Here is a 19,877-nt window from a genome sequence, read left to right on the forward strand (position 1 = left end):
GTTTGGCTGCGCCAAACGGTCGCTGCGCTCCCACCCCCGGATCAATCCCTCCTCTCAGCCTTCCGATGTCGCCCGTGGATCAAGATCAAGAGCAGGCGAGCTGACACTCGGCCTATTGAGTGGTGAAGAGCGGGTGTTCGGCTTTGGTTTTGTGGTGGATTCGCCCCTCATCGGAACGCCGCCCGCCCAGCCCTCTCCCGAGGGAGAGGGAGCCGATTTGTGAGCCTTTCAAAATCTGAGTTCAACTCGGTATCGCACGTCGGCGTAACTCTCCCAAACACCTCGGTCAGTCCCCTCTCCCTCTGGGAGAGGGCTAGGGTGAGGGTTGGCTTTTGGCTGTTTAAATATGTGGCAAATATCCAGAACCTTCCCACAAGGTTTTCAGGTTGTCCGTCGGACGCTCGCTCTCTAGGCTCTGGGTGTCGCTGAATGTTCAGTGATCGGGTGTGAGAACCCGCCGAGCTTGAAACTAGCACCAGTAAGACCATAATTGCGGCCGGCTTATTAGCTGTCGTAATGCCTTATGGCGGCTGTGTGCGGGCAGACTTCGGTCTGGCCGGTTTTCTGCTCACCGGTTTCTCACTCCGCACATAGCTGCCACCCTTTGCCACGTGAGAAATGGCTGAGGGCGGCTCGAATGACGAGCAGATTTTCATGAAAGATAATGTTGTCCCCCGATCCACCTATCGATCCCACATCTCCACTCGAAGAAGCCATCCGCGCCGACGACCAGATCAAAACCCGCGAAGCCATCAAACGTGCCCTGGATTTCTACCTCAGCCCCGACCCGGTCAAACCCCGGCAGCCCAGCACGATGTTCCTGATCCAGCCAAACATCGACACCGAAAGCCTGTTGGCACATGCCTGTGAGTCACTGGCGTCGGCGAATACGTTAACCGGTAACTTTGCCGATCAATTGGGCCGGCCCGAGCGCAATACGGCGTTGGCGATTCAGCAGATTGTGATGCTCGCTGAGCTGGCGGTGAATCGAGCGTTGGACCGGGTTGATCCGCAGACCTGAGACCGCGTTATCGTTCTTCGCGAGCAAGCTCGCTCCCACAGGTGGATTGCATTTCAACCTGTGGGAGCGAGCTTGCTCGCGAAGGCGGCGGTTCATCCACAGCAAATCCCAGGCACAAAAAAACCGCCGATCATGCACCGATCGGCGGTTTTTCATTCAACCCACTTCAAATCACTGCATCAACACTTCAATCGAGCCATCAGCGGTCATGCTCACCTGGCTGGTGCCGGCTTCAACTTCCGGCGTCACCGGTGCCGAATCCATGGCGGCGGCTTTCATCATCATCGGTGCGCGCAGGTACGGCTGTGGATAGCCGTTGCTGTTGAGGTTCAGGTTGACGATTTTGTAACCCTTGCCGCCCAGTGCGTCGGTGGCCAGTTGCGCGCGGGCCTTGAAGGCGGTGACGGCTTCTTTCAGCAACTGGTCTTCACTGGCCTTGCGGGTCGGGTCGGCGATGGCGAAGTCCATGCCGCCCATTTTCAGGTCGCCGAGCAGTTCGCCGGTGAGTTTGGACAGGGCGGCGAAGTCGGCGCTTTCCAGGCGCAGTTCGGCGCGTTCACGCCAGCCGGTGATTTTCTGGCCTTTGGTGTCGTAGATCGGGTAGCTGTTGCGGCTGCCCTGGCGCAGGGTGATGTCTTTGACTTGCTTGGCCTGGGCCAGGGCCTTGTTCATGGTGGTGCTGACGTCGGCGGCGAGTTTGGCCGGGTCGGTGTTTTGTTCTTCGGTGTAGAGGGTGACGATCATCAGGTCGCGGGCGACTTCCGTGCTGACTTCGGCGCGCAGGGAAATCTGGTTGTAGTGCAGCTCATCGGCGGCCAGGGCTGGAAGGCTGGCGATGCTGCCGACGGTCAGGGCGAGAAGGGCGGCGCTGCGGCGAAATGTGTGCATGAAAGCTCCTTGATGAGGGCGCAGGTGATGGTTCGGGGGCCTGCGTGAAACAATCAGACTCTAGCTTTTATGATCCGGTTCGCCCAGTTACAACTTCTATACAGATGACCGGGGCTGCTGCGCAGCCATTCGCGAGCAGGCTCGCTCCCACCTTGAAATGCATTCCCCTGTGGGAGCGAGCCTGCTCGCGAAGACGTCCTTATAGCCGCCGAAAATGTTTTCGCCATGTGGTCGTTTGCCGCACTTTCGCCTCTGAAGGGCGCGGCTTGGTTATACTCCGTGCGATCCGCCTGGAGCGCTCATCAGGAGAGCTCATGCTCGCCCCCGTACAACTGACTTCCGCCACTCGCCAGAACCTCTGGCGGCTGACTTTCATCCGCACCCTGGTGCTCGCCGCGCAGGCCGGCTCCGTAGGCCTGGCTTACTGGCTGCAACTGTTGCCGTTGCCGTGGGTGCAACTGGCGATGACCCTCGGCTGCTCGACGCTGCTCTGCGTGTTTACCGCCGTGCGGTTGCGCACCTCGTGGCCAGTGACCGAACTCGAATACGCCCTGCAATTGGCCTGCGATCTGGTGATCCACAGTGCGCTGCTGTATTTCTCCGGCGGTTCGACCAATCCGTTCGTTTCCTATTATCTGGTGCCGCTGACCATCGCCGCGGTGACGCTGCCGTGGCGCTATTCGGTGATCCTCTCCGGTATTGCGCTGGCGCTGTACACCGTGATGCTGACGCGTTTCTATCCGCTGGAAACCCTGCCGGTGGCCCGCGAAAACCTGCAGATTTACGGCATGTGGCTGAGCTTCGCGCTCGCCGCTGCGGTGATCACCTTCTTCGCCGCGCGCATGGCCGAAGAGCTGCGTCGTCAGGAAGAATTGCGCGCGATCCGTCGTGAAGAAGGCCTGCGTGATCAGCAACTGCTGGCCGTTGCCACCCAGGCCGCCGGCGCCGCGCATGAACTGGGCACACCGCTGGCGACCATGAGCGTGTTGCTCAAGGAAATGCAGCAGGATCATCCCGACCCGATGCTGCAGGATGATCTGAAGGTGCTGCAGGATCAGGTCAAACTCTGCAAAGAAACCTTGCAACAACTGGTGCGCGCCGCCGAAGCCAATCGTCGTCTGGCCGTCGAGATGCAGGACGTCACCGACTGGCTCGACGAAGCGTTGAACCGTTGGCACCTGATGCGTCCGGAGGCCAGTTACCGTTTCCACCGTCTCGGCCAAGGCACGGTGCCGCGCATGGCGCCGCCGCCGGACCTGACTCAGGCGCTGCTGAATCTGCTCAACAACGCCGCCGATGCCTGCCCGGAAAACCTGCAGGTCACGCTCGACTGGGATGCGGAAAACCTGACCATCAGTATTCGTGACCACGGCGCCGGTGTGCCGCTGGCCATCGCCGAGCAAATCGGCAAACCGTTTTTTACCACCAAGGGCAAAGGTTTCGGCCTGGGCCTGTTTTTGAGCAAGGCCAGCGTGACACGCGCCGGCGGCTCAGTGAAACTCTATAGTCATGAGGAAGGCGGCACGCTCACCGAGCTGCGCCTGCCCCACGGCGCCCGAGGAGACCAACATGAGTGACGAAATCCAAGTCGAAGGCGAAGAACTGCCGCATTTGCTGCTGGTCGACGACGACGCAACGTTCACCCGAGTGATGGCCCGTGCCATGGCTCGTCGTGGCTTTCGCGTCAGCACCGCCGGTTCCGCCGAAGAAGGCCTGACCATCGCCCAGGCCGATCTGCCTGATTACGCCGCGCTCGACCTGAAAATGGACGGCGACTCCGGTCTGGTGCTGCTGCCCAAACTGCTGGAGCTGGACCCGGAAATGCGCGTGGTGATCCTCACCGGTTATTCGAGCATTGCCACCGCCGTCGAGGCGATCAAGCGCGGCGCCTGCAACTACCTGTGCAAACCGGCCGACGCCGACGACGTGCTGGCCGCGCTGCTGTCGGAGCACGCTGACCTCGACAGTCTGGTGCCGGAAAACCCGATGTCGGTCGATCGACTGCAGTGGGAACACATCCAGCGCGTGCTCACCGAACACGAAGGCAACATCTCCGCCACTGCCCGCGCCCTGGGCATGCACCGCCGCACTCTGCAGCGCAAACTGCAGAAGCGCCCGGTTCGTCGCTGAACCTGCGCTGAACGACTATCGCCAGCCCTCGCGATAAAACGCACCGATCTACTATGATCGGTGCGTGTCTGTTCTTTTCTATATCGAGCCTTATCCATGAATCAGAACGCTGAATATTCCGCGGTCAACGATGCTGTGCGCGGGCAGTTTTTTCGCAAGGTCTGGGCGATTATCACGCCGTATTGGCGCAGTGAAGAGAAGGGCAAGGCCTGGACGCTGCTGATCGCGGTGATCGCGCTATCGCTGCTCAGTGTGGGCATCTCGGTGTGGTTCAACACCTGGTACAAGGATTTTTACAACGCCCTGCAAAAGAAGGACGAAGCGGCGTTCTGGCAATTGATTCTGTATTTCTGCGGCATTGCGGCCGTGGCGATTATCGGTGCCGTGTACCGGCTCTATCTGACCCAGATGCTGACGATTCGCTGGCGGGCCTGGCTCACTGAAAAGCATTTCTCGCGTTGGCTTGCCGACAAGAATTACTACCAGCTGGAGCAGGGCGGTTACACCGATAACCCGGACCAGCGGATTTCCGAAGACCTCAACAACTTCACTTCCAACACCCTCGAGCTGGGGATCGGACTGCTGCGCAATATCGTCAGTCTGGTGTCATTCTCGATCATTCTCTGGGGTGTTTCGGGCAGCATTGAAGTCTATGGCATCACCATTCCCGGCTACATGTTCTGGTGTGTGCTCGTCTATGCGGTGGTGGGCAGTTGGCTGACGCATTTGATTGGTCGTCGCTTGATCGGTCTGAACAACCAACAACAACGCTTCGAAGCTGACTTGCGTTTTTCCATGGTGCGAATTCGCGAGAACGCCGAAAGCATCGCGTTGTACAACGGTGAGCCGAACGAAAATCGTCGGTTGAGCGCCCGCTTCGGCAATGTCTGGCACAACTTCTGGGACATCATGAAAGTGTCCAAGCGCCTGACCTTCTTCACCGCCGGTTACAGTCAGGCGGCCATCATCTTCCCGTTCATCGTGGCCTCGCCGCGTTACCTCGCCGGCAAGATCGAGCTGGGTGAACTGATGCAGATCAGCTCGGCATTCGGCAACGTTCAGGAGAGCTTCAGCTGGTTTATCAGCGCGTACCAGAGCCTGGCGTCCTGGCGCGCCACTTGTGATCGACTGCTGAGTTTCCGCCAGGCCATGACCGACAACGAAGAACGCACCCCGGCCATCGATGTGCAGAATCAGGGCAGCGAATTGAAAGTGCATAACCTCGGTCTGGATCTGGCCGATGGTCGTCATCTGCTGACCAGCGCCGACATGACGGTGGAACCTGGTGAGCGGGTGATGCTCAGCGGGCGCTCCGGCAGCGGCAAATCGACGTTGTTGCGGGCGATGGGGCATTTGTGGCCGGCGGGGCACGGCAACATCCGCTTGCCGGCGGCGCGTTATCTATTCCTGCCGCAGAAACCCTATCTGCCGATTGGCACCCTGCGCGAGGCCTTGAGTTATCCACAGGCGGGCGACACCTACGCGTCGGAACGTTATGCACAAGTGTTGGAAACCTGCCGCTTGCCGCATCTGGTCGCGCGACTGGACGAGGCCAATCACTGGCAACGCATGCTCTCGCCGGGTGAGCAACAACGACTGGCCTTTGCCCGCGCACTGCTTTACGCACCGCAATGGCTGTACATGGACGAAGCCACTTCGGCGATGGATGAAGAAGACGAAGCGACGCTGTATCAGGCGCTGATCGATCAGTTGCCGGGCCTGAGCATTGTCAGTGTCGGCCATCGCAGCAGTCTGAAACGCTTCCATCCACGGCATGTGCGGATCGACAGCGGCCATTTGGTTGAACAGACCGTGACTGCTTGATCCCACACATCCCCTTGTGGGAGCGAGCCTGCTCGCGAAGGCGATGTCCTGGTCGAAGTATGTGTCGACTGGCAGTACGCTTTCGCGAGCAGGCTCCCACAGGGGCGCAGTGGAATGCCAACAGTGATCGTACAACCCGCTTGAGCTATGATGCCCACAAGCCGAATTTTCGAGACAAGATGCACACCATGGAAAACCTGATCGACACCCCGCGTCTCCCGCGCAAGCGCCGCAGCCTGGCCCAGGAACTGGTGACGGTGCTGAGCGAGCAGATCCGCGATGGCCTGCTTAAACGCGGTGACAAATTGCCTACCGAGTCGGCGATCATGGAAGCCCATGGCGTCAGCCGCACCGTGGTGCGCGAAGCGATTTCCCGTTTGCAGGCTGCCGGCCAGGTGGAAACCCGCCATGGCATTGGCACCTTTGTGCTCGACACGCCAAGCCCGAGTGGCTTCCGTATCGACCCGGCCACTGTCGTCACCCTGCGCGATGTATTGGCCATTCTCGAATTACGCATCAGCCTTGAAGTCGAGTCTGCCGGCCTCGCTGCACAACGCCGCAGCGCCGAGCAACTGGCGACCATGCGCGCCGCCCTCGATGCGCTCAATGAAAGCGCCGCCCACGCCAGTGATGCGGTTGCGTCGGACTTTGCCTTCCACCTGGAAATCGCGCTGTCCACCGGCAACCGTTACTTCACCGACATCATGACCCACCTGGGCACCAGCATCATTCCGCGTACACGGCTGAATTCGGCGCGACTGGCCCACGATGATCAACAGCACTACATGAGCCGCCTGAGCCGTGAGCACGAAGAAATCTACGACGCGATTGCCCGTCAGGATTCCGATGCAGCGCGTGCCGCGATGCGGCTGCACCTGACCAACAGTCGTGAAAGACTGCGCCAGGCCCATGAAGAGGCGCAGGCGCAGGGCTAGCTCACCGTTTACTTGATAATCCACAAAGAGATTGGCGGTGTCGGGAAGTAAGCATCATTTCGGGCACACCAGAACCTCGGGAACGTGATGTCGAATTCTTCTTTCTGAATTTGAAATTCGAATTCCTTTCCATAATTTTCTTCAGTCACAGGTTTCGAAGAAACCCAAGGATTTATTTGGATCAGCTCAAAGGTGATCTGATCTCCAATCTTGAATTCGGGATTCCAGGGAACGATGCCGTGGGCTGGGCCGCTCAATTTAGTAAGGTCAAGAGTTAGAGAGCCATTATCATCGGCAGTAGCTTCTCTAAATCCAGGAAAGTAAGAGTTTTTTTCTGATTGGGGTGAATTCATCTCTAATTCCTTTTTTCACAATGATTAAGCCGTGATTCGATTCACAGCGCGTAGGGGTGTCTCGTCACCTACGTGATCATTACGGGCGAGAAAAAAATGGCTGGCACCTGTAAGAAATACCAGTTCAGACGAACGGTCGATCTGCTGCCTGCGTACGCCTGACCGTTACACGGACAGGCGCGGAGAGAGGCTCAACCCTCGATCCGTAACGTCAACACCTGCGAAAACGGCTCCATACTCGACTCATCGGAAAACTTGTAGCGCAATTCAACCTCTCTGTTCAGGTACGGAAGCAGCGCCTCTTTGGGGATCTGCAACTCGATCCCCGTGAGTTTTTCCATCTCGTCTTCGGCATCGTCCCAGGTGCCAGTGTCCACTTCTTCGCCTGCCCATTCCGGCTCTTCCGGGTCGTCACCGAGAATTGGATAAACACTCCAGTTCGCCGGAAAATCGCTCGAATCCGGGACCTGTACGATCAATACATCGGGTAGCACGGATAGCTGAAGGGTGAGGGTGTCAGAGGCAGAAGAGGCGATTTGCGCGAGGGTCGGTGCAGCATAATTCACAAACATTTCGGTTTCCTTCGAAGGTCCGCCACGATCCTTCGTGGCAGTCGTCACACCTTACCCGGCGTTTCTCCCAGCGCTCATTAAACGAATCTTGACCAGACATTTCCGCAGCTCAACCCAGTAAACACGGGCCATTGCGATCAATACCGTTGCGTCTTGTACGATTTTGTCCGACAAAAAACCACCCGCAACGATGAAATGCAGTTGACGGTTATCTTTTAAGTTGTACGATGACCTACAACTTCAGCGAGTGCTGAACGATCAACTCACAAAAAACGTTGCTACCAGGGTGTTCGAATAATGAATCCACAAGAACTGAAGTCCATCCTCTCTGCCGGCCTGCTGTCTTTCCCGGTGACCGATTTCAACGCGCAGGGCGATTTCAACCGCGCGGGCTACATCAAACGCCTGGAATGGCTGGCCCCGTATGGCGCTTCAGCCTTGTTCGCCGCCGGTGGCACCGGTGAGTTCTTCTCCCTCGCCGCCAGCGAATACTCGGAAATCATCAAGACTGCCGTCGACACCTGTGAAACCAGCGTGCCGATCCTCGCCGGTGTCGGTGGTTCTACCCGTCAGGCCATCGAATACGCTCAAGAAGCCGAGCGTCTGGGCGCCAAAGGCCTGTTGCTGCTGCCGCACTACCTGACCGAAGCGAGCCAGGACGGTGTTGCTGCTCACGTTGAAGCGGTGTGTAAATCGGTCAACATCGGCGTGGTCGTTTACAACCGCAACGTTTGCCGCTTGACCGCGCCGCTGCTGGAACGTCTGGCCGAGCGCTGCCCGAACCTGATCGGTTACAAGGACGGTCTGGGCGATATCGAGTTGATGGTGTCGATCCGTCGCCGCCTCGGTGATCGCTTCAGCTACCTCGGTGGTTTGCCGACCGCCGAAGTCTACGCCGCCGCCTACAAGGCGCTGGGCGTGCCTGTTTACTCGTCGGCAGTGTTCAACTTCATCCCGAAAACCGCGATGGACTTCTACCACGCGATCGCCCGCGAAGATCACGCCACCGTCGGCAAGATCATCGACGACTTCTTCCTGCCGTACCTCGACATCCGCAACCGCAAGGCCGGTTACGCCGTGAGCATCGTCAAGGCAGGCGCGAAAATCGCCGGCTATGACGCAGGCCCGGTGCGCGCGCCGCTGACCGATCTGACTGGCGAAGAGTACGAAATGCTCGCTGCGCTGATCGACAAGCAAGGTGCGCAGTAACACCCGACAAAAACGCGGCCGCTGAGTAATCAGCGGCTTTTTGCGTAAAGGCTTTTAGTTTTGAGGGCTGCCCCTGTGACAAATGCAAAACGTTACGACAACTACATCAACGGCGAATGGGTTGCCGCTGCCGATTACTCGGCCAACATCAACCCGTCGGAACTGAGCGACACCATCGGCGATTACGCCAAGGCTGACCTGACTCAGGTTCACGCCGCCATCGACGCCGCCCGCGCTGCGTTCCCGGCGTATTCGACTTCGGGCATTCAGGCCCGTCATGATTCGCTGGATAAAGTCGGCACTGAGATTCTGGCCCGTCGCGAAGAACTCGGCACCTTGCTGGCGCGCGAAGAGGGCAAGACCTTGCCCGAAGCCATCGGCGAAGTGACCCGCGCCGGCAACATCTTCAAGTTCTTCGCCGGTGAATGCCTGCGCCTGTCCGGCGACTACGTGCCGTCGGTGCGCCCGGGCGTCAATGTTGAAGTGACTCGCGAAGCACTGGGTGTGGTCGGTCTGATCACCCCGTGGAACTTCCCGATCGCGATTCCGGCGTGGAAAATTGCCCCGGCCCTTGCCTACGGTAACTGCGTGGTGTTGAAGCCGGCCGATCTGGTGCCGGGTTGCGCTTGGGCTCTGGCGGAAATCATCTCCCGCGCAGGCTTCCCGGCCGGTGTGTTCAATCTGGTGATGGGCAGCGGTCGCGTGGTTGGCGATGCGTTGGTGCAGAGCCCGAAAGTCGATGGCATCAGCTTCACCGGTTCGGTCGGCGTTGGCCGGCAGATCGCGGTCAGCTGCGTTTCGCGCCAGGCCAAGGTGCAGCTGGAAATGGGCGGCAAGAACCCGCAGATCATTCTCGACGACGCCGACCTCAAGCAAGCGGTCGAGCTGTCGGTACAGAGCGCGTTCTACTCCACCGGTCAGCGTTGCACCGCGTCGAGTCGTTTGATCGTCACTGCCGGTATTCACGACAAATTCGTTGAGGCCATGGCCGAGCGCATGAAGTCGATCAAGGTCGGCCACGCCCTGAAATCCGGCACCGACATCGGTCCAGTGGTTTCCCAGGCGCAGCTGGAACAGGACATGAAGTACATCGACATCGGCCAGTCCGAAGGTGCGCGTCTGGTCAGCGGTGGCGGTCTGGTGACGTGCGATACCGAAGGCTACTTCCTCGCGCCAACGCTGTTTGCCGACAGTGAAGCGTCGATGCGCATCAGCCGTGAAGAGATCTTCGGGCCGGTGGCCAACATCGTTCGCGTGGCCGATTACGACGCGGCGCTGGCGATGGCCAACGACACCGAGTTCGGTCTGTCGGCGGGTATTGCGACCACCTCGCTGAAGTACGCCAACCACTTCAAGCGTCACTCGCAGGCCGGGATGGTGATGGTCAACTTGCCGACCGCTGGCGTCGATTACCACGTTCCGTTCGGTGGCCGTAAGGGTTCATCCTATGGCTCACGTGAGCAAGGCCGCTATGCGCAAGAGTTCTACACGGTCGTGAAGACCAGCTACATCGGTTCCTGATCCATGCAAAACCTGTAGGAGCTGGCCTGCCAGCTCCTGCAGAAGACCAAAGAAGATTCACCCGCGCATAAAAATAATCAGTGGGAGTACATCTACATGCAATCGTCCAAGCCGACTCACGTCCGCTATTTGATCCTGCTCATGCTGTTTCTGGTGACCACGATCAACTACGCCGACCGCGCCACGATCGCCATCGCCGGCTCCAGCCTGCAAAAAGATCTGGGCATCGACGCGGTCACCCTCGGCTATATCTTCTCCGCATTCGGTTGGGCCTACGTGGCCGGGCAAATTCCCGGTGGCTGGCTGCTCGATCGCTTCGGCTCGAAAAAAGTCTATGCCCTGAGCATTTTCACCTGGTCGCTGTTCACCGTGCTGCAAGGCTTCGTCGGTGAGTTCGGCATGTCCACCGCCATCGTTGCGCTGTTCATGCTGCGCTTTCTGGTCGGCCTCGCTGAAGCGCCGTCGTTCCCCGGTAACGCGCGCATCGTTGCGGCGTGGTTCCCCACCGCTGAGCGCGGTACCGCCTCGGCGATCTTCAACTCGGCGCAATACTTTGCCACCGTGCTGTTCGCACCGCTGATGGGCTGGATCGTTTACTCCTTTGGCTGGGAGCACGTGTTCATCGTCATGGGCCTGTTCGGCATCGTCTTTTCGGGCATCTGGTTGAAGGTTATCCACAGCCCGCGCCAACACCCGATGGCCAACGAAGCCGAAGTGCAGTTCATCGCCGACAACGGCGGCATGGTCGACATGGACGTCAAGCAAGGCAAAAAGGCTGATGGCCCGAAATGGGATTACATCCGTCAGTTGCTGACCAACCGCATGATGCTTGGTGTGTATCTGGGTCAATACTGCATTAACGGCATCACCTATTTCTTCCTGACATGGTTCCCGGTGTATCTGGTGCAAGAGCGTGGCATGACCATTCTCAAGGCCGGTTTCATTGCCTCGTTGCCGGCGATCTGCGGCTTTATCGGCGGTGTGCTGGGCGGGGTGATTTCCGATTACCTGCTGCGCAAGGGCCACTCGCTGACCTTCGCCCGCAAAGCGCCGATCATCGCCGGCCTGCTGGTGTCGAGCAGCATCGTCGCCTGCAACTATGTTGATGTGGAGTGGATGGTCGTTGGCTTCATGGCCCTGGCCTTCTTCGGCAAAGGCGTTGGCGCGCTGGGTTGGGCGGTGGTCTCCGACACCTCGCCAAAACAGATCGCCGGTCTGAGCGGTGGCCTGTTCAACACCTTCGGCAACATCGCTTCGATTACCACGCCGATCGTGATTGGCTACATCATCAGCTCCACTGGCTCGTTCAAATGGGCACTGGTGTTCGTCGGTGCCAACGCACTGGTCGCGGTGTTCAGCTATCTGGTCATCGTCGGCCCGATCAAACGTGTGGTACTCAAAGAGCCGCCAACCAACGGCGGTACTGAAGCCACCGGTAAATTGTCTCAAGCGCATTCCTGAGGAGCGGCGTCATGCAGTTGATTGAACATTCCGACTCGCCGCGCTACATCCGCCTGCACGAGCGGGACAACGTAGTGGTAGTGGTCAACGATCAGGGCGTGCCGGCCGGCACTGAATTCGCCGATGGCCTGGTGACGCTGGATTTCGTCCCGCAGAGCCACAAGGTCACCCTCGAAGACATTCCCGAAGGCGGCCAGGTGATTCGTTACGGTCAGGTGATTGGCTACGCGTTGCAGCCGATCCGCCGTGGCAGTTGGGTCAAGGAAGATCAACTGCGCATGCCGACCGCGCCGCCGCTGGACAGCTTGCCGCTGTCCACCGAGGTGCCGGACGCGCAGGCTCCGCTGGAAGGTTTCACCTTCGAGGGTTATCGCAACGCCGACGGCACCGTCGGCACGCGCAATATTCTCGGCATCACCACCACCGTGCAGTGCGTCACCGGTGTGCTTGATCACGCGGTAAAACGCATCAAGGACGAGCTGCTGCCGAAGTACCCGCACGTCGATGACGTGGTCGCGCTGACCCACAGTTACGGCTGCGGCGTGGCGATTACCGCCACCGACGCCTACATCCCGATTCGCACCGTGCGCAATCTGGCGCGCAACCCGAACCTCGGCGGTGAAGCGTTGGTCATCAGCCTGGGCTGCGAGAAATTGCAGGCCGGGCAGGTGATGCACGAGGACGATGCGTCGGTGGATCTCAGCGATCCGTGGCTGTATCGCTTGCAGGACTCCAGTCACGGCTTCACCGAGATGATCGAGCAGATCATGGAACTGGCTGAAGTGCGCCTGAAGAAACTCGACCAGCGCCGCCGCGAAACCGTGCCGGCGTCCGAGCTGATTCTCGGCATGCAATGCGGCGGCAGTGATGCGTTTTCCGGGATCACCGCCAACCCGGCGTTGGGTTATGCCTCGGACTTGTTATTGCGTGCGGGGGCGACGGTGATGTTTTCCGAAGTCACCGAAGTGCGCGATGCGATTTATTTGCTGACCTCCCGCGCGCAGACCAAAACGGTGGCCGAAGAACTGGTGCGCGAAATGGACTGGTACGACCGTTATCTGGCCAAGGGCGAAGCGGATCGCAGCGCCAACACCACGCCGGGCAACAAGAAGGGCGGGCTGTCGAACATTGTCGAGAAGTCGCTGGGCTCTATCGTCAAGTCCGGCAGCAGCGCGATCAATGGCGTACTCGGCCCGGGTGAGCGTTTCAAGCACAAAGGTTTGATTTTCTGTGCGACGCCGGCGAGTGACTTTGTCTGCGGCACGTTGCAGTTGGCGGCGGGGATTAATTTGCATGTGTTCACTACCGGGCGTGGCACGCCATACGGTTTGGCGATGGCGCCGGTGGTGAAGGTTTCGACGCGTACGGAGCTGGCGCAGCGTTGGCCGGATTTGATCGATATCGATGCCGGTCGGATCGCGACCGGGCGCGCGACGATTGAGGAGTTGGGTTGGGAGCTGTTCCACTATTACCTGGATGTTGCGAGCGGCAGACAGCAGACGTGGGCTGAGAAGCACAAGCTGCATAACGACATTACGTTGTTCAACCCGGCGCCGATTACCTGATGGTTTTGGGGGTAGGTCAAAAGCTACCCTCACCCCAGCCCTCTCCCGGAGGGAGAGGGGGCCGACCGAGTTGTCTTGCGCAATACATCGACCTGAAATACCGAGTTGATTATGGACTCGACACGCAGTTGTGGATTCAGCAAAGTCATTTCAGGTCGGTGAAATTATTGAATATCCCGCGGTCAGTCCCCTCTCCCTCGGGGAGAGGGCTAGGGTGAGGGGGCGACCGAATTGACTTGCGCTATACATCGACCTGACAAATCGGGTCGATTATGGATTCAGCGAAGTCATTTCAGGTCGGTGGATTTCTGCAATATCCCCTGATCGGTTCCCTCTCCCTTTGGGAGAGGGCTAGGGTGAGGGGCTTTTGCTTTATCATTGTCCCCTAACGACGCTCACCCAAGGCTCCCCGGCATGCTGGCAATTTTTCTCGAAACCCTGAACATCACCGCGCCGGTGTTTGCCATGCTGTTTCTCGGTGTGTTGCTCAAGCGCATCGACTGGATCAACGACAACTTCATCCACACCGCCTCGTCGCTGGTGTTCAACGTGACCATGCCGGCGCTGCTGTTTCTCGGCATTCTGCACGCCGACCTTCATGCCGCACTGCAACCGGCGCTGCTGATCTACTTCGCTATCGCCACACTGGTCAGTTTTGCCCTGGCCTGGGGCTGGGCGATTTTCAAATGCCCGCGTGAAGATCGCGGTATCTACACCCAAGGCGCGTTTCGCGGCAACAACGGCGTGATCGGTCTGGCGCTGGCCGCGAGCATGTACGGCGATTACGGGATTTCCCTCGGGGCGATTCTCGCGGCGCTGGTGATCCTGTTTTACAACACGCTGTCGACCATTGTGCTGGCGGTGTACAGCCCGGTGATCAAGTCCGATCCGTGGAGCATCTGCAAAAGCGTGTTCAGCAATCCGCTGATCATCAGCGTCATCGCGGCAGCGCCGTTTGCCTATTTCAAGATCGGTTTGCCGGGGTGGCTGGAAACCTCAGGTCAGTATCTGGCGCAGACCACGTTGCCACTGGCGCTGATCTGCATCGGCGGTACGCTGTCCCTGGCAGCGTTGCGCAAGAGCGGCAACATGGCGCTCAGTTCGAGTCTGGTGAAGATGATCGGTTTGCCGGTGCTGGCAACGCTGGGCGCATGGTTGTGGGGTTTTCGCGGCGCTGAGTTGGGGATTCTGTTTTTGTACTTCGGCAGCCCGACGGCGGCGGCGAGTTTTGTCATGGCGCGGGCGGCGCAGGGCAATCATGAACTGGCGGCGGCGATTATCGTGATGACCACGTTGATGGCGGCGGTGACCACCAATATCGGGATCTTTGTTTTGCAGTGGGGTGGGTGGATCTAGCGTTAAATCTTGTGGTGTTGCTCAGGGCCTCTTCGCGAGCAGGCTCGCTCCCACATGTGAAATGCATTCCAATGTGGGAGCGAGCCTGCTCGCGAAAGCTGTTTCACGGGCGCTGAATCACTCAGGCTTTTGGTAGGTATCGATCACTTCCTGCGCCGCACGAAACGCATCAATCGCCGCTGGCACACCGGCATACACCGCGCAATGCAGCAATGCCTCGCGAATCTCGTCCACCGTGCAGCCATTGTTCAGCGCACCGCGCACGTGGCCCTTCAACTCTTGCGGGCACTTCAACGCCGTCAGCGCCGCGAGGGTGATCAGACTGCGGGTCTTCAGCGGCAGACCTTCACGGTTCCACACACCGCCCCAGGCGTGTTCATTGACGAAATCCTGCAGCGGCTGAGTGAACTCGGTGGCGTTGCCCAGGGCGCGATCAACAAACGCATCGCCCATTACCTGGCGACGGACTTCTACCCCGGATTGCTTCGATTCGGTCATGGCGTGTCACTCTTGTGGTGTTGGCGGCGCCAGGCGCGGATCGACGTGAACAGCAGAAACGTCAACAGCGTCGGCAAGACGTAAAACAGCATCAGCCGCTCAAGCTTGCCAGCCAGCGGCATGCCGGTGGTGAACGACACCACGTGCAGCCCGTAAGCCAGGTACAAACCGAGCAGCAACAAACCTTCGGCGCGGGTCACGCGGTAGCCGGAATAGAACACCGGCAGGCACAACGCGGCGACGCCGAGCATCACCGGCAGGTCGAAATCCAGCGCATTCGGTGACACTGACAGCGGTGTCGGCGCGATCAGTGCGGTCAGGCCGAGCACCCCGAGCAGGTTGAACAGGTTGGCGCCGATCACGTTGCCGACAGCGATGTCGCGTTGCCCGCGCAAAGCCGCGATCAACGAGGTTGCCAGTTCTGGCAGCGAAGTACCGACAGCGACCACGGTCAGACCGATCACGCGTTCGGAGAATCCAAGGTCAGTGGCCACCACAACGGCGGCGCCTAGCAACAGATGCCCGGCAAACACCAGCATTGCCAGACCGATAACGATCATCAGCAGGCTGCCGAACCAGGAGGCCTGTGCTGCTTCAGGTTGTTGCGAATGCGGCCGCGCCGAATGCCGTGACTGGCGCAACAGCAAACCGAGATACAACGCCAGTGCGGCCAACAACAGGATGCCGTCAAAGCGACCGATCTCTTCATTCCAGGCCAGGACGAACACCAGCAGACTGGCACCGATCATCAGCGGAATGTCGAGCCGCACCAATTGCCGCGAGACGCGCAGAGGAATGATCAGCGCCGACAGGCCGAGGGTGACGAGGATATTGAAGATGCTACTGCCGACCACGCTGCCAACGGCAATGTCCGGGTTGTGCGCCAGCGCGGCTTGCAGGCTGACGGCCATTTGCGGCGCACTGCTGCCGAGGGCGACGATGGTCAGACCGATGATCAATGGCCGCACATGCAGACGCTCGGCCAGACGCACCGCCGCGCGCACCATCAATTCGGCACCGAAGATCAGCAGGCACAGGCCGGCGAGCAGTTCGATCACGCTGATCAGCGGTAAATCGGTCAGTCCGAAAATGGTCAGCGCTCCATCAATCGTCGAGGGCCTGCACGCGAACCCGTGCGGTGCCGTTGCGCAGCATGCCAAGCTGCTCGGCGGCTTCGCGGGACACGTCGATCAGGCGCCCGCGGGTGTGCGGGCCGCGGTCGTTGATACGGACCACGACGGATTCATCGTTTTTCAGATTGGTGACCTTCACCCGCGTGCCGAAGGGCAGCTGGCGGTGGGCGGCGGTCAGGGAATTCTGGTTGAACGCTTCGCCACTGGCGGTGCGTTTACCGTGGTGTTTGGCACCGTAATAAGAAGCGACGCCGGTCTGGTCGTAACCGTGCGGGTCGATGGTGTCGGTGCTGGCGCAACCGGCCAGCAAGGAGAGCAGGGCGCAGGCGCCGAGCAGACGTTTCATTCGAAAGCTCCCAAATAACAATGTGGGAGCGAGCCTGCTCGTGAAGAGGCCGTCACATTCAATATCGCTATTGGATGTCATGACGCTTTCGCGAGCAGGCTCGCTCCCACAGGGAATAGAGCCAGGCTTTGGATCTGGCTCCATTGTGGTCAGCCTTCGAGCTTGCTTTTCAGCAGTTCGTTCACTTGCTGCGGGTTGGCTTTGCCTTTCGACGCTTTCATCGCCTGGCCGACAAAGAAGCCGAACATCTTGCCGCGTTTGGCTTCATCCGCCGCACGATATTGTTCAACTTGCTCGGCATTGGCCGCGAGCATTTCGTCGAGTACCGCCGAAATCGCGCCGCTGTCGGTAACCTGCTTCAGGCCGCGTTTTTCGATGATCTCGTCCGCGCTGCCTTCACCGTTGGCCATCGCTTCGAACACCACTTTGGCGATTTTGCCGGAGATGGTGTTGTCCTTGATGCGCTGCAGCATGCCGCCCAATAACTCGGCAGATACCGGCGACTCGTCGATGTCCAGGCCTTGCTTGTTGAGCAGGCTGCCCAACTCGACCATCACCCAGTTCGCCGCCAGTTTGGCGTCGCCGCCGATGCTTGCGACTTTCTCGAAGTAATCGGCTTGCTCGCGGCTGGTGGCCAGGACGCTGGCGTCATAGACCGACAGACCGAATTGCTCCTGGAAGCGCTCGCGTTTTTGCGGTGGCAGTTCCGGCAGGGTGGCGCGCACTTCGCCGAGGAACGACTCTTCGATGACCACCGGCAGCAGGTCCGGATCGGGGAAGTAACGGTAGTCGTTGGCTTCCTCTTTTGAACGCATCGGACGGGTTTCGTCCTTGTTCGGATCGTACAGGCGGGTCTGCTGGATCACTTTGCCGCCGTCTTCGATCAGCTCGATCTGACGCTGGATCTCGGAGTTGATCGCCTTCTCGATGAAGCGGAACGAGTTGACGTTCTTGATCTCGCAGCGCGTGCCGAATTCAACCTGGCCTTTCGGACGGATCGACACGTTGCAGTCGCAACGCAGCGAACCTTCGGCCATGTTGCCGTCGCAGATGCCCAGGTAACGCACCAGCGCGTGGATCGCCTTGACGTAAGCCACGGCTTCCTTGGCGCTGCGCATGTCCGGTTCGGAAACGATTTCCAGCAGCGGCGTGCCGGCACGGTTCAGGTCGATGCCGGTGGCACCGTTGAATTCTTCGTGCAGGCTCTTGCCGGCGTCTTCTTCCAGGTGTGCGCGGGTGATGCCGACACGTTTGACGGTGCCGTCTTCCAGCGCGATGTCCAGGTGGCCTTTGCCAACAATCGGCAATTCCATCTGGCTGATCTGGTAGCCCTTCGGCAGATCCGGGTAGAAATAGTTTTTACGGGCGAACACGTTGTGCTGACCGATCTCGGCGTCAATCGCCAGACCGAACATCACGGCCATGCGCACGGCTTCCTGGTTCAGCACCGGCAACACGCCGGGCATGCCCAGATCGATCAGGCTGGCCTGGGTGTTCGGCTCGGAACCGAATGTGGTGGAACTACCGGAAAAGATTTTCGACCGGGTAGTGAGCTGAGTGTGAATCTCCAGCCCGATCACGACTTCCCATTGCATGTGTGTCTCCTCAGAAGCCGGTTGGGGTGCGGGTGTGCCAGTCAGTGTTCAACTGATACTGGTGCGCAACATTGAGCAAACGGCCTTCCTGGAAATACGGCGCGAGCAACTGCACGCCCACCGGCAGACCGTCGACAAAACCGGCCGGCATCGACAGGCCCGGCAGGCCCGCGAGGTTGGCGGTGATGGTGTAGACGTCTTCCAGATAGGCCGCGACCGGGTCGCTGTTCTTCGCGCCAAGCTTCCAGGCCGGGTTCGGCGTGGTTGGGCCGAGGATGATGTCGACTTCATTAAAGGCAGCCATGAAGTCGTTCTTCACCAGGCGACGGATCTTCTGCGCTTTCAGGTAGTAGGCGTCGTAGTAACCCGCGGACAGCGCGTAGGCACCGACCATGATCCGGCGCTGCACTTCCGCGCCGAAGCCTTCGCCACGGGAGCGTTTGTACAGGTCGATCAGGTCTTTCGGGTGCTCGCAGCGATGGCCGAAACGCACGCCGTCGAAACGCGACAGGTTGGAGGAGGCTTCTGCCGGCGCGATCACGTAGTACGCGGGAATCGCGTGCTGCATGTTCGGCAGGCTGATTTCCTTGATCACGGCACCGAGCTTCTGCAGCTCTTTAATGCTGTTCTGGATCAGCTCGGCGATGCGCGGATCGAGACCGGCGCTGAAGTATTCCTTCGGCACACCGATGCGCAGGCCTTGCAGCGAATCGCCGAGGCTGGCGGAGTAATCCGGCACCGGCTCATCGATGCTGGTCGAGTCGTTCTGATCGAAGCCGGCCATACCTTGCAACAAAATGGCGCAGTCTTCGGCAGTGCGTGCCAGCGGGCCACCCTGATCGAGGCTGGAGGCATAAGCGATCATGCCCCAGCGCGAAACGCGACCGTAGGTCGGTTTCAGGCCGGTGAGGTTGGTGAAGGCCGCCGGCTGACGGATCGAGCCGCCAGTGTCGGTCGCCGTCGCCGCTGGCAACAGACGCGCGGCAACCGCCGCCGCCGAACCACCGGACGAACCGCCCGGTACGTGTTCCAGGTTCCACGGGTTTTTCACCGCACCGTACCAGCTCGACTCGTTGGCCGAACCCATGGCGAATTCGTCCATGTTGGTCTTGCCCAGGGTCACGGCGCCGGCAGCAGCCAGCTTCGCAACGACCGTGGCGTCGTACGGGGCTTTGAAGTTGTCGAGCATCTTCGAGCCGCAGCTGGTGCGAATGCCCTGGGTGCAGAACAGGTCTTTGTGAGCGATCGGCGCGCCAAGCAGGGCGCCACTCTCACCGTTGGCGCGGCGGGCATCGGCGGCTTTCGCCTGCTCGATGGCCAGCGCTTCGGTGAGGCTGATGAAACTGTTGAGCTGCGGATCGAGCTGGGTGATACGCGCCAGCAGGACTTTGGTCAGCTCTTCGGAGGAAAACTTTTTATCGGCGAGACCGCGGGCGATCTCGGCCAGAGTCATTTGATGCATTGCAGGCT

At 59.6% G+C, this 19,877-nt stretch carries 19 protein-coding genes; 11 read left to right on the top strand and 8 right to left on the bottom strand.

Features of this window, described 5'->3' with window-relative positions:
* Both A8O26_RS30075 and A8O26_RS18925 read left to right on the top strand, forming a co-directional pair.
* On the top strand, positions 1-223 hold a 223-nt coding region (locus tag A8O26_RS30075), incomplete at its 5' end, for a hypothetical protein (protein ID WP_216637712.1).
* Between the two features lie 441 nt (positions 224-664).
* Positions 665-1,021, top strand: coding sequence for a DUF6124 family protein (locus tag A8O26_RS18925; protein WP_064119336.1), 357 nt, complete (start codon positions 665-667; stop codon positions 1,019-1,021).
* A gap of 171 nt (positions 1,022-1,192) precedes the next feature.
* Here the strand turns inward: A8O26_RS18925 and A8O26_RS18930 are convergent, their stop codons facing one another.
* Positions 1,193-1,909, bottom strand: coding sequence for an SIMPL domain-containing protein (locus A8O26_RS18930; protein WP_064119337.1), 717 nt, complete (start codon positions 1,907-1,909; stop codon positions 1,193-1,195).
* Positions 1,910-2,223: 314 nt separating this feature from the next.
* On the opposite strand from A8O26_RS18930, the gene A8O26_RS18935 reads away from it, so the two are divergent.
* The 4 genes from A8O26_RS18935 to A8O26_RS18950 all read left to right on the top strand — a co-directional run bounded on the left by A8O26_RS18935 (position 2,224) and on the right by A8O26_RS18950 (position 6,798).
* Positions 2,224-3,486 (top strand): ATP-binding protein, encoded by a 1,263-nt coding sequence (locus A8O26_RS18935; protein ID WP_064119338.1) that lies wholly within the window; start codon positions 2,224-2,226, stop codon positions 3,484-3,486.
* A complete protein-coding gene (locus tag A8O26_RS18940; RefSeq protein WP_003221630.1) occupies positions 3,479-4,039 on the top strand; it encodes a response regulator transcription factor in 561 nt (186 codons plus the stop codon). Before A8O26_RS18935 ends, A8O26_RS18940 begins: the two co-directional genes overlap by 8 nt.
* Before the next feature lie 96 nt (positions 4,040-4,135).
* On the top strand, positions 4,136-5,863 hold the full coding sequence (locus A8O26_RS18945; RefSeq protein WP_064119339.1) for an ABC transporter ATP-binding protein/permease: 1,728 nt from the start codon (positions 4,136-4,138) through the stop codon (positions 5,861-5,863).
* Between the two features lie 188 nt (positions 5,864-6,051).
* Positions 6,052-6,798: a FadR/GntR family transcriptional regulator gene (locus tag A8O26_RS18950; RefSeq protein ID WP_176472316.1), complete on the top strand. Its 747-nt coding sequence runs from the start codon at positions 6,052-6,054 to the stop codon at positions 6,796-6,798.
* Between the two features lie 8 nt (positions 6,799-6,806).
* Here the strand turns inward: A8O26_RS18950 and A8O26_RS18955 are convergent, their stop codons facing one another.
* Positions 6,807-7,151, bottom strand: coding sequence for a hypothetical protein (locus tag A8O26_RS18955; protein WP_064119340.1), 345 nt, complete (start codon positions 7,149-7,151; stop codon positions 6,807-6,809).
* A gap of 191 nt (positions 7,152-7,342) precedes the next feature.
* Positions 7,343-7,723: a hypothetical protein gene (locus tag A8O26_RS18960; RefSeq protein WP_064119341.1), complete on the bottom strand. Its 381-nt coding sequence runs from the start codon at positions 7,721-7,723 to the stop codon at positions 7,343-7,345.
* 297 nt (positions 7,724-8,020) lie between these two features.
* Between A8O26_RS18960 and kdgD the strand changes: the two genes are divergently transcribed.
* The 5 genes from kdgD (at position 8,021) to A8O26_RS18985 (ending at position 14,835) form a co-directional block, all read left to right on the top strand.
* On the top strand, positions 8,021-8,932 hold the full coding sequence (gene kdgD, locus A8O26_RS18965) for a 5-dehydro-4-deoxyglucarate dehydratase (protein ID WP_016984321.1): 912 nt from the start codon (positions 8,021-8,023) through the stop codon (positions 8,930-8,932).
* 75 nt (positions 8,933-9,007) lie between these two features.
* Positions 9,008-10,453: an aldehyde dehydrogenase family protein gene (locus A8O26_RS18970; RefSeq protein ID WP_064119342.1), complete on the top strand. Its 1,446-nt coding sequence runs from the start codon at positions 9,008-9,010 to the stop codon at positions 10,451-10,453.
* Between the two features lie 96 nt (positions 10,454-10,549).
* Positions 10,550-11,914 (top strand): MFS transporter, encoded by a 1,365-nt coding sequence (locus A8O26_RS18975; protein ID WP_064119343.1) that lies wholly within the window; start codon positions 10,550-10,552, stop codon positions 11,912-11,914.
* An 11-nt stretch (positions 11,915-11,925) separates the two neighbouring features.
* Positions 11,926-13,479 carry a galactarate dehydratase gene (garD, locus tag A8O26_RS18980; protein WP_064119344.1) on the top strand — a complete coding sequence of 518 codons (1,554 nt, stop codon included), beginning with the start codon at positions 11,926-11,928 and terminating at the stop codon, positions 13,477-13,479.
* A 414-nt stretch (positions 13,480-13,893) separates the two neighbouring features.
* Positions 13,894-14,835, top strand: coding sequence for an AEC family transporter (locus A8O26_RS18985; protein ID WP_064119345.1), 942 nt, complete (start codon positions 13,894-13,896; stop codon positions 14,833-14,835).
* 117 nt (positions 14,836-14,952) lie between these two features.
* Here the strand turns inward: A8O26_RS18985 and A8O26_RS18990 are convergent, their stop codons facing one another.
* From A8O26_RS18990 to gatA, 5 genes are all read right to left on the bottom strand, one after another.
* Entirely contained in the window at positions 14,953-15,333 is a 381-nt protein-coding gene (locus A8O26_RS18990) for a carboxymuconolactone decarboxylase family protein (protein ID WP_064119346.1), read from the bottom strand.
* Positions 15,330-16,391, bottom strand: coding sequence for a calcium/sodium antiporter (locus tag A8O26_RS18995; protein WP_064119347.1), 1,062 nt, complete (start codon positions 16,389-16,391; stop codon positions 15,330-15,332). Before A8O26_RS18995 ends, A8O26_RS18990 begins: the two co-directional genes overlap by 4 nt.
* Before the next feature lie 46 nt (positions 16,392-16,437).
* Positions 16,438-16,812, bottom strand: a complete 375-nt coding sequence (locus A8O26_RS19000; RefSeq protein ID WP_064119348.1) for a septal ring lytic transglycosylase RlpA family protein — start codon at positions 16,810-16,812, stop codon at positions 16,438-16,440.
* Between the two features lie 149 nt (positions 16,813-16,961).
* Complete coding sequence (gatB, locus tag A8O26_RS19005) at positions 16,962-18,407, bottom strand: Asp-tRNA(Asn)/Glu-tRNA(Gln) amidotransferase subunit GatB (RefSeq protein ID WP_034154465.1); 1,446 nt, start codon at positions 18,405-18,407, stop codon at positions 16,962-16,964.
* Positions 18,408-18,417: 10 nt separating this feature from the next.
* A complete protein-coding gene (gatA, locus tag A8O26_RS19010) occupies positions 18,418-19,869 on the bottom strand; it encodes an Asp-tRNA(Asn)/Glu-tRNA(Gln) amidotransferase subunit GatA (RefSeq protein WP_064119349.1) in 1,452 nt (483 codons plus the stop codon).
* Positions 19,870-19,877 lie beyond the last annotated feature (8 nt).

Origin of the sequence: Pseudomonas fluorescens, assembly GCF_001648775.1 — a bacterium.
Taxonomy (GTDB): domain Bacteria; phylum Pseudomonadota; class Gammaproteobacteria; order Pseudomonadales; family Pseudomonadaceae; genus Aquipseudomonas; species Aquipseudomonas fluorescens_M.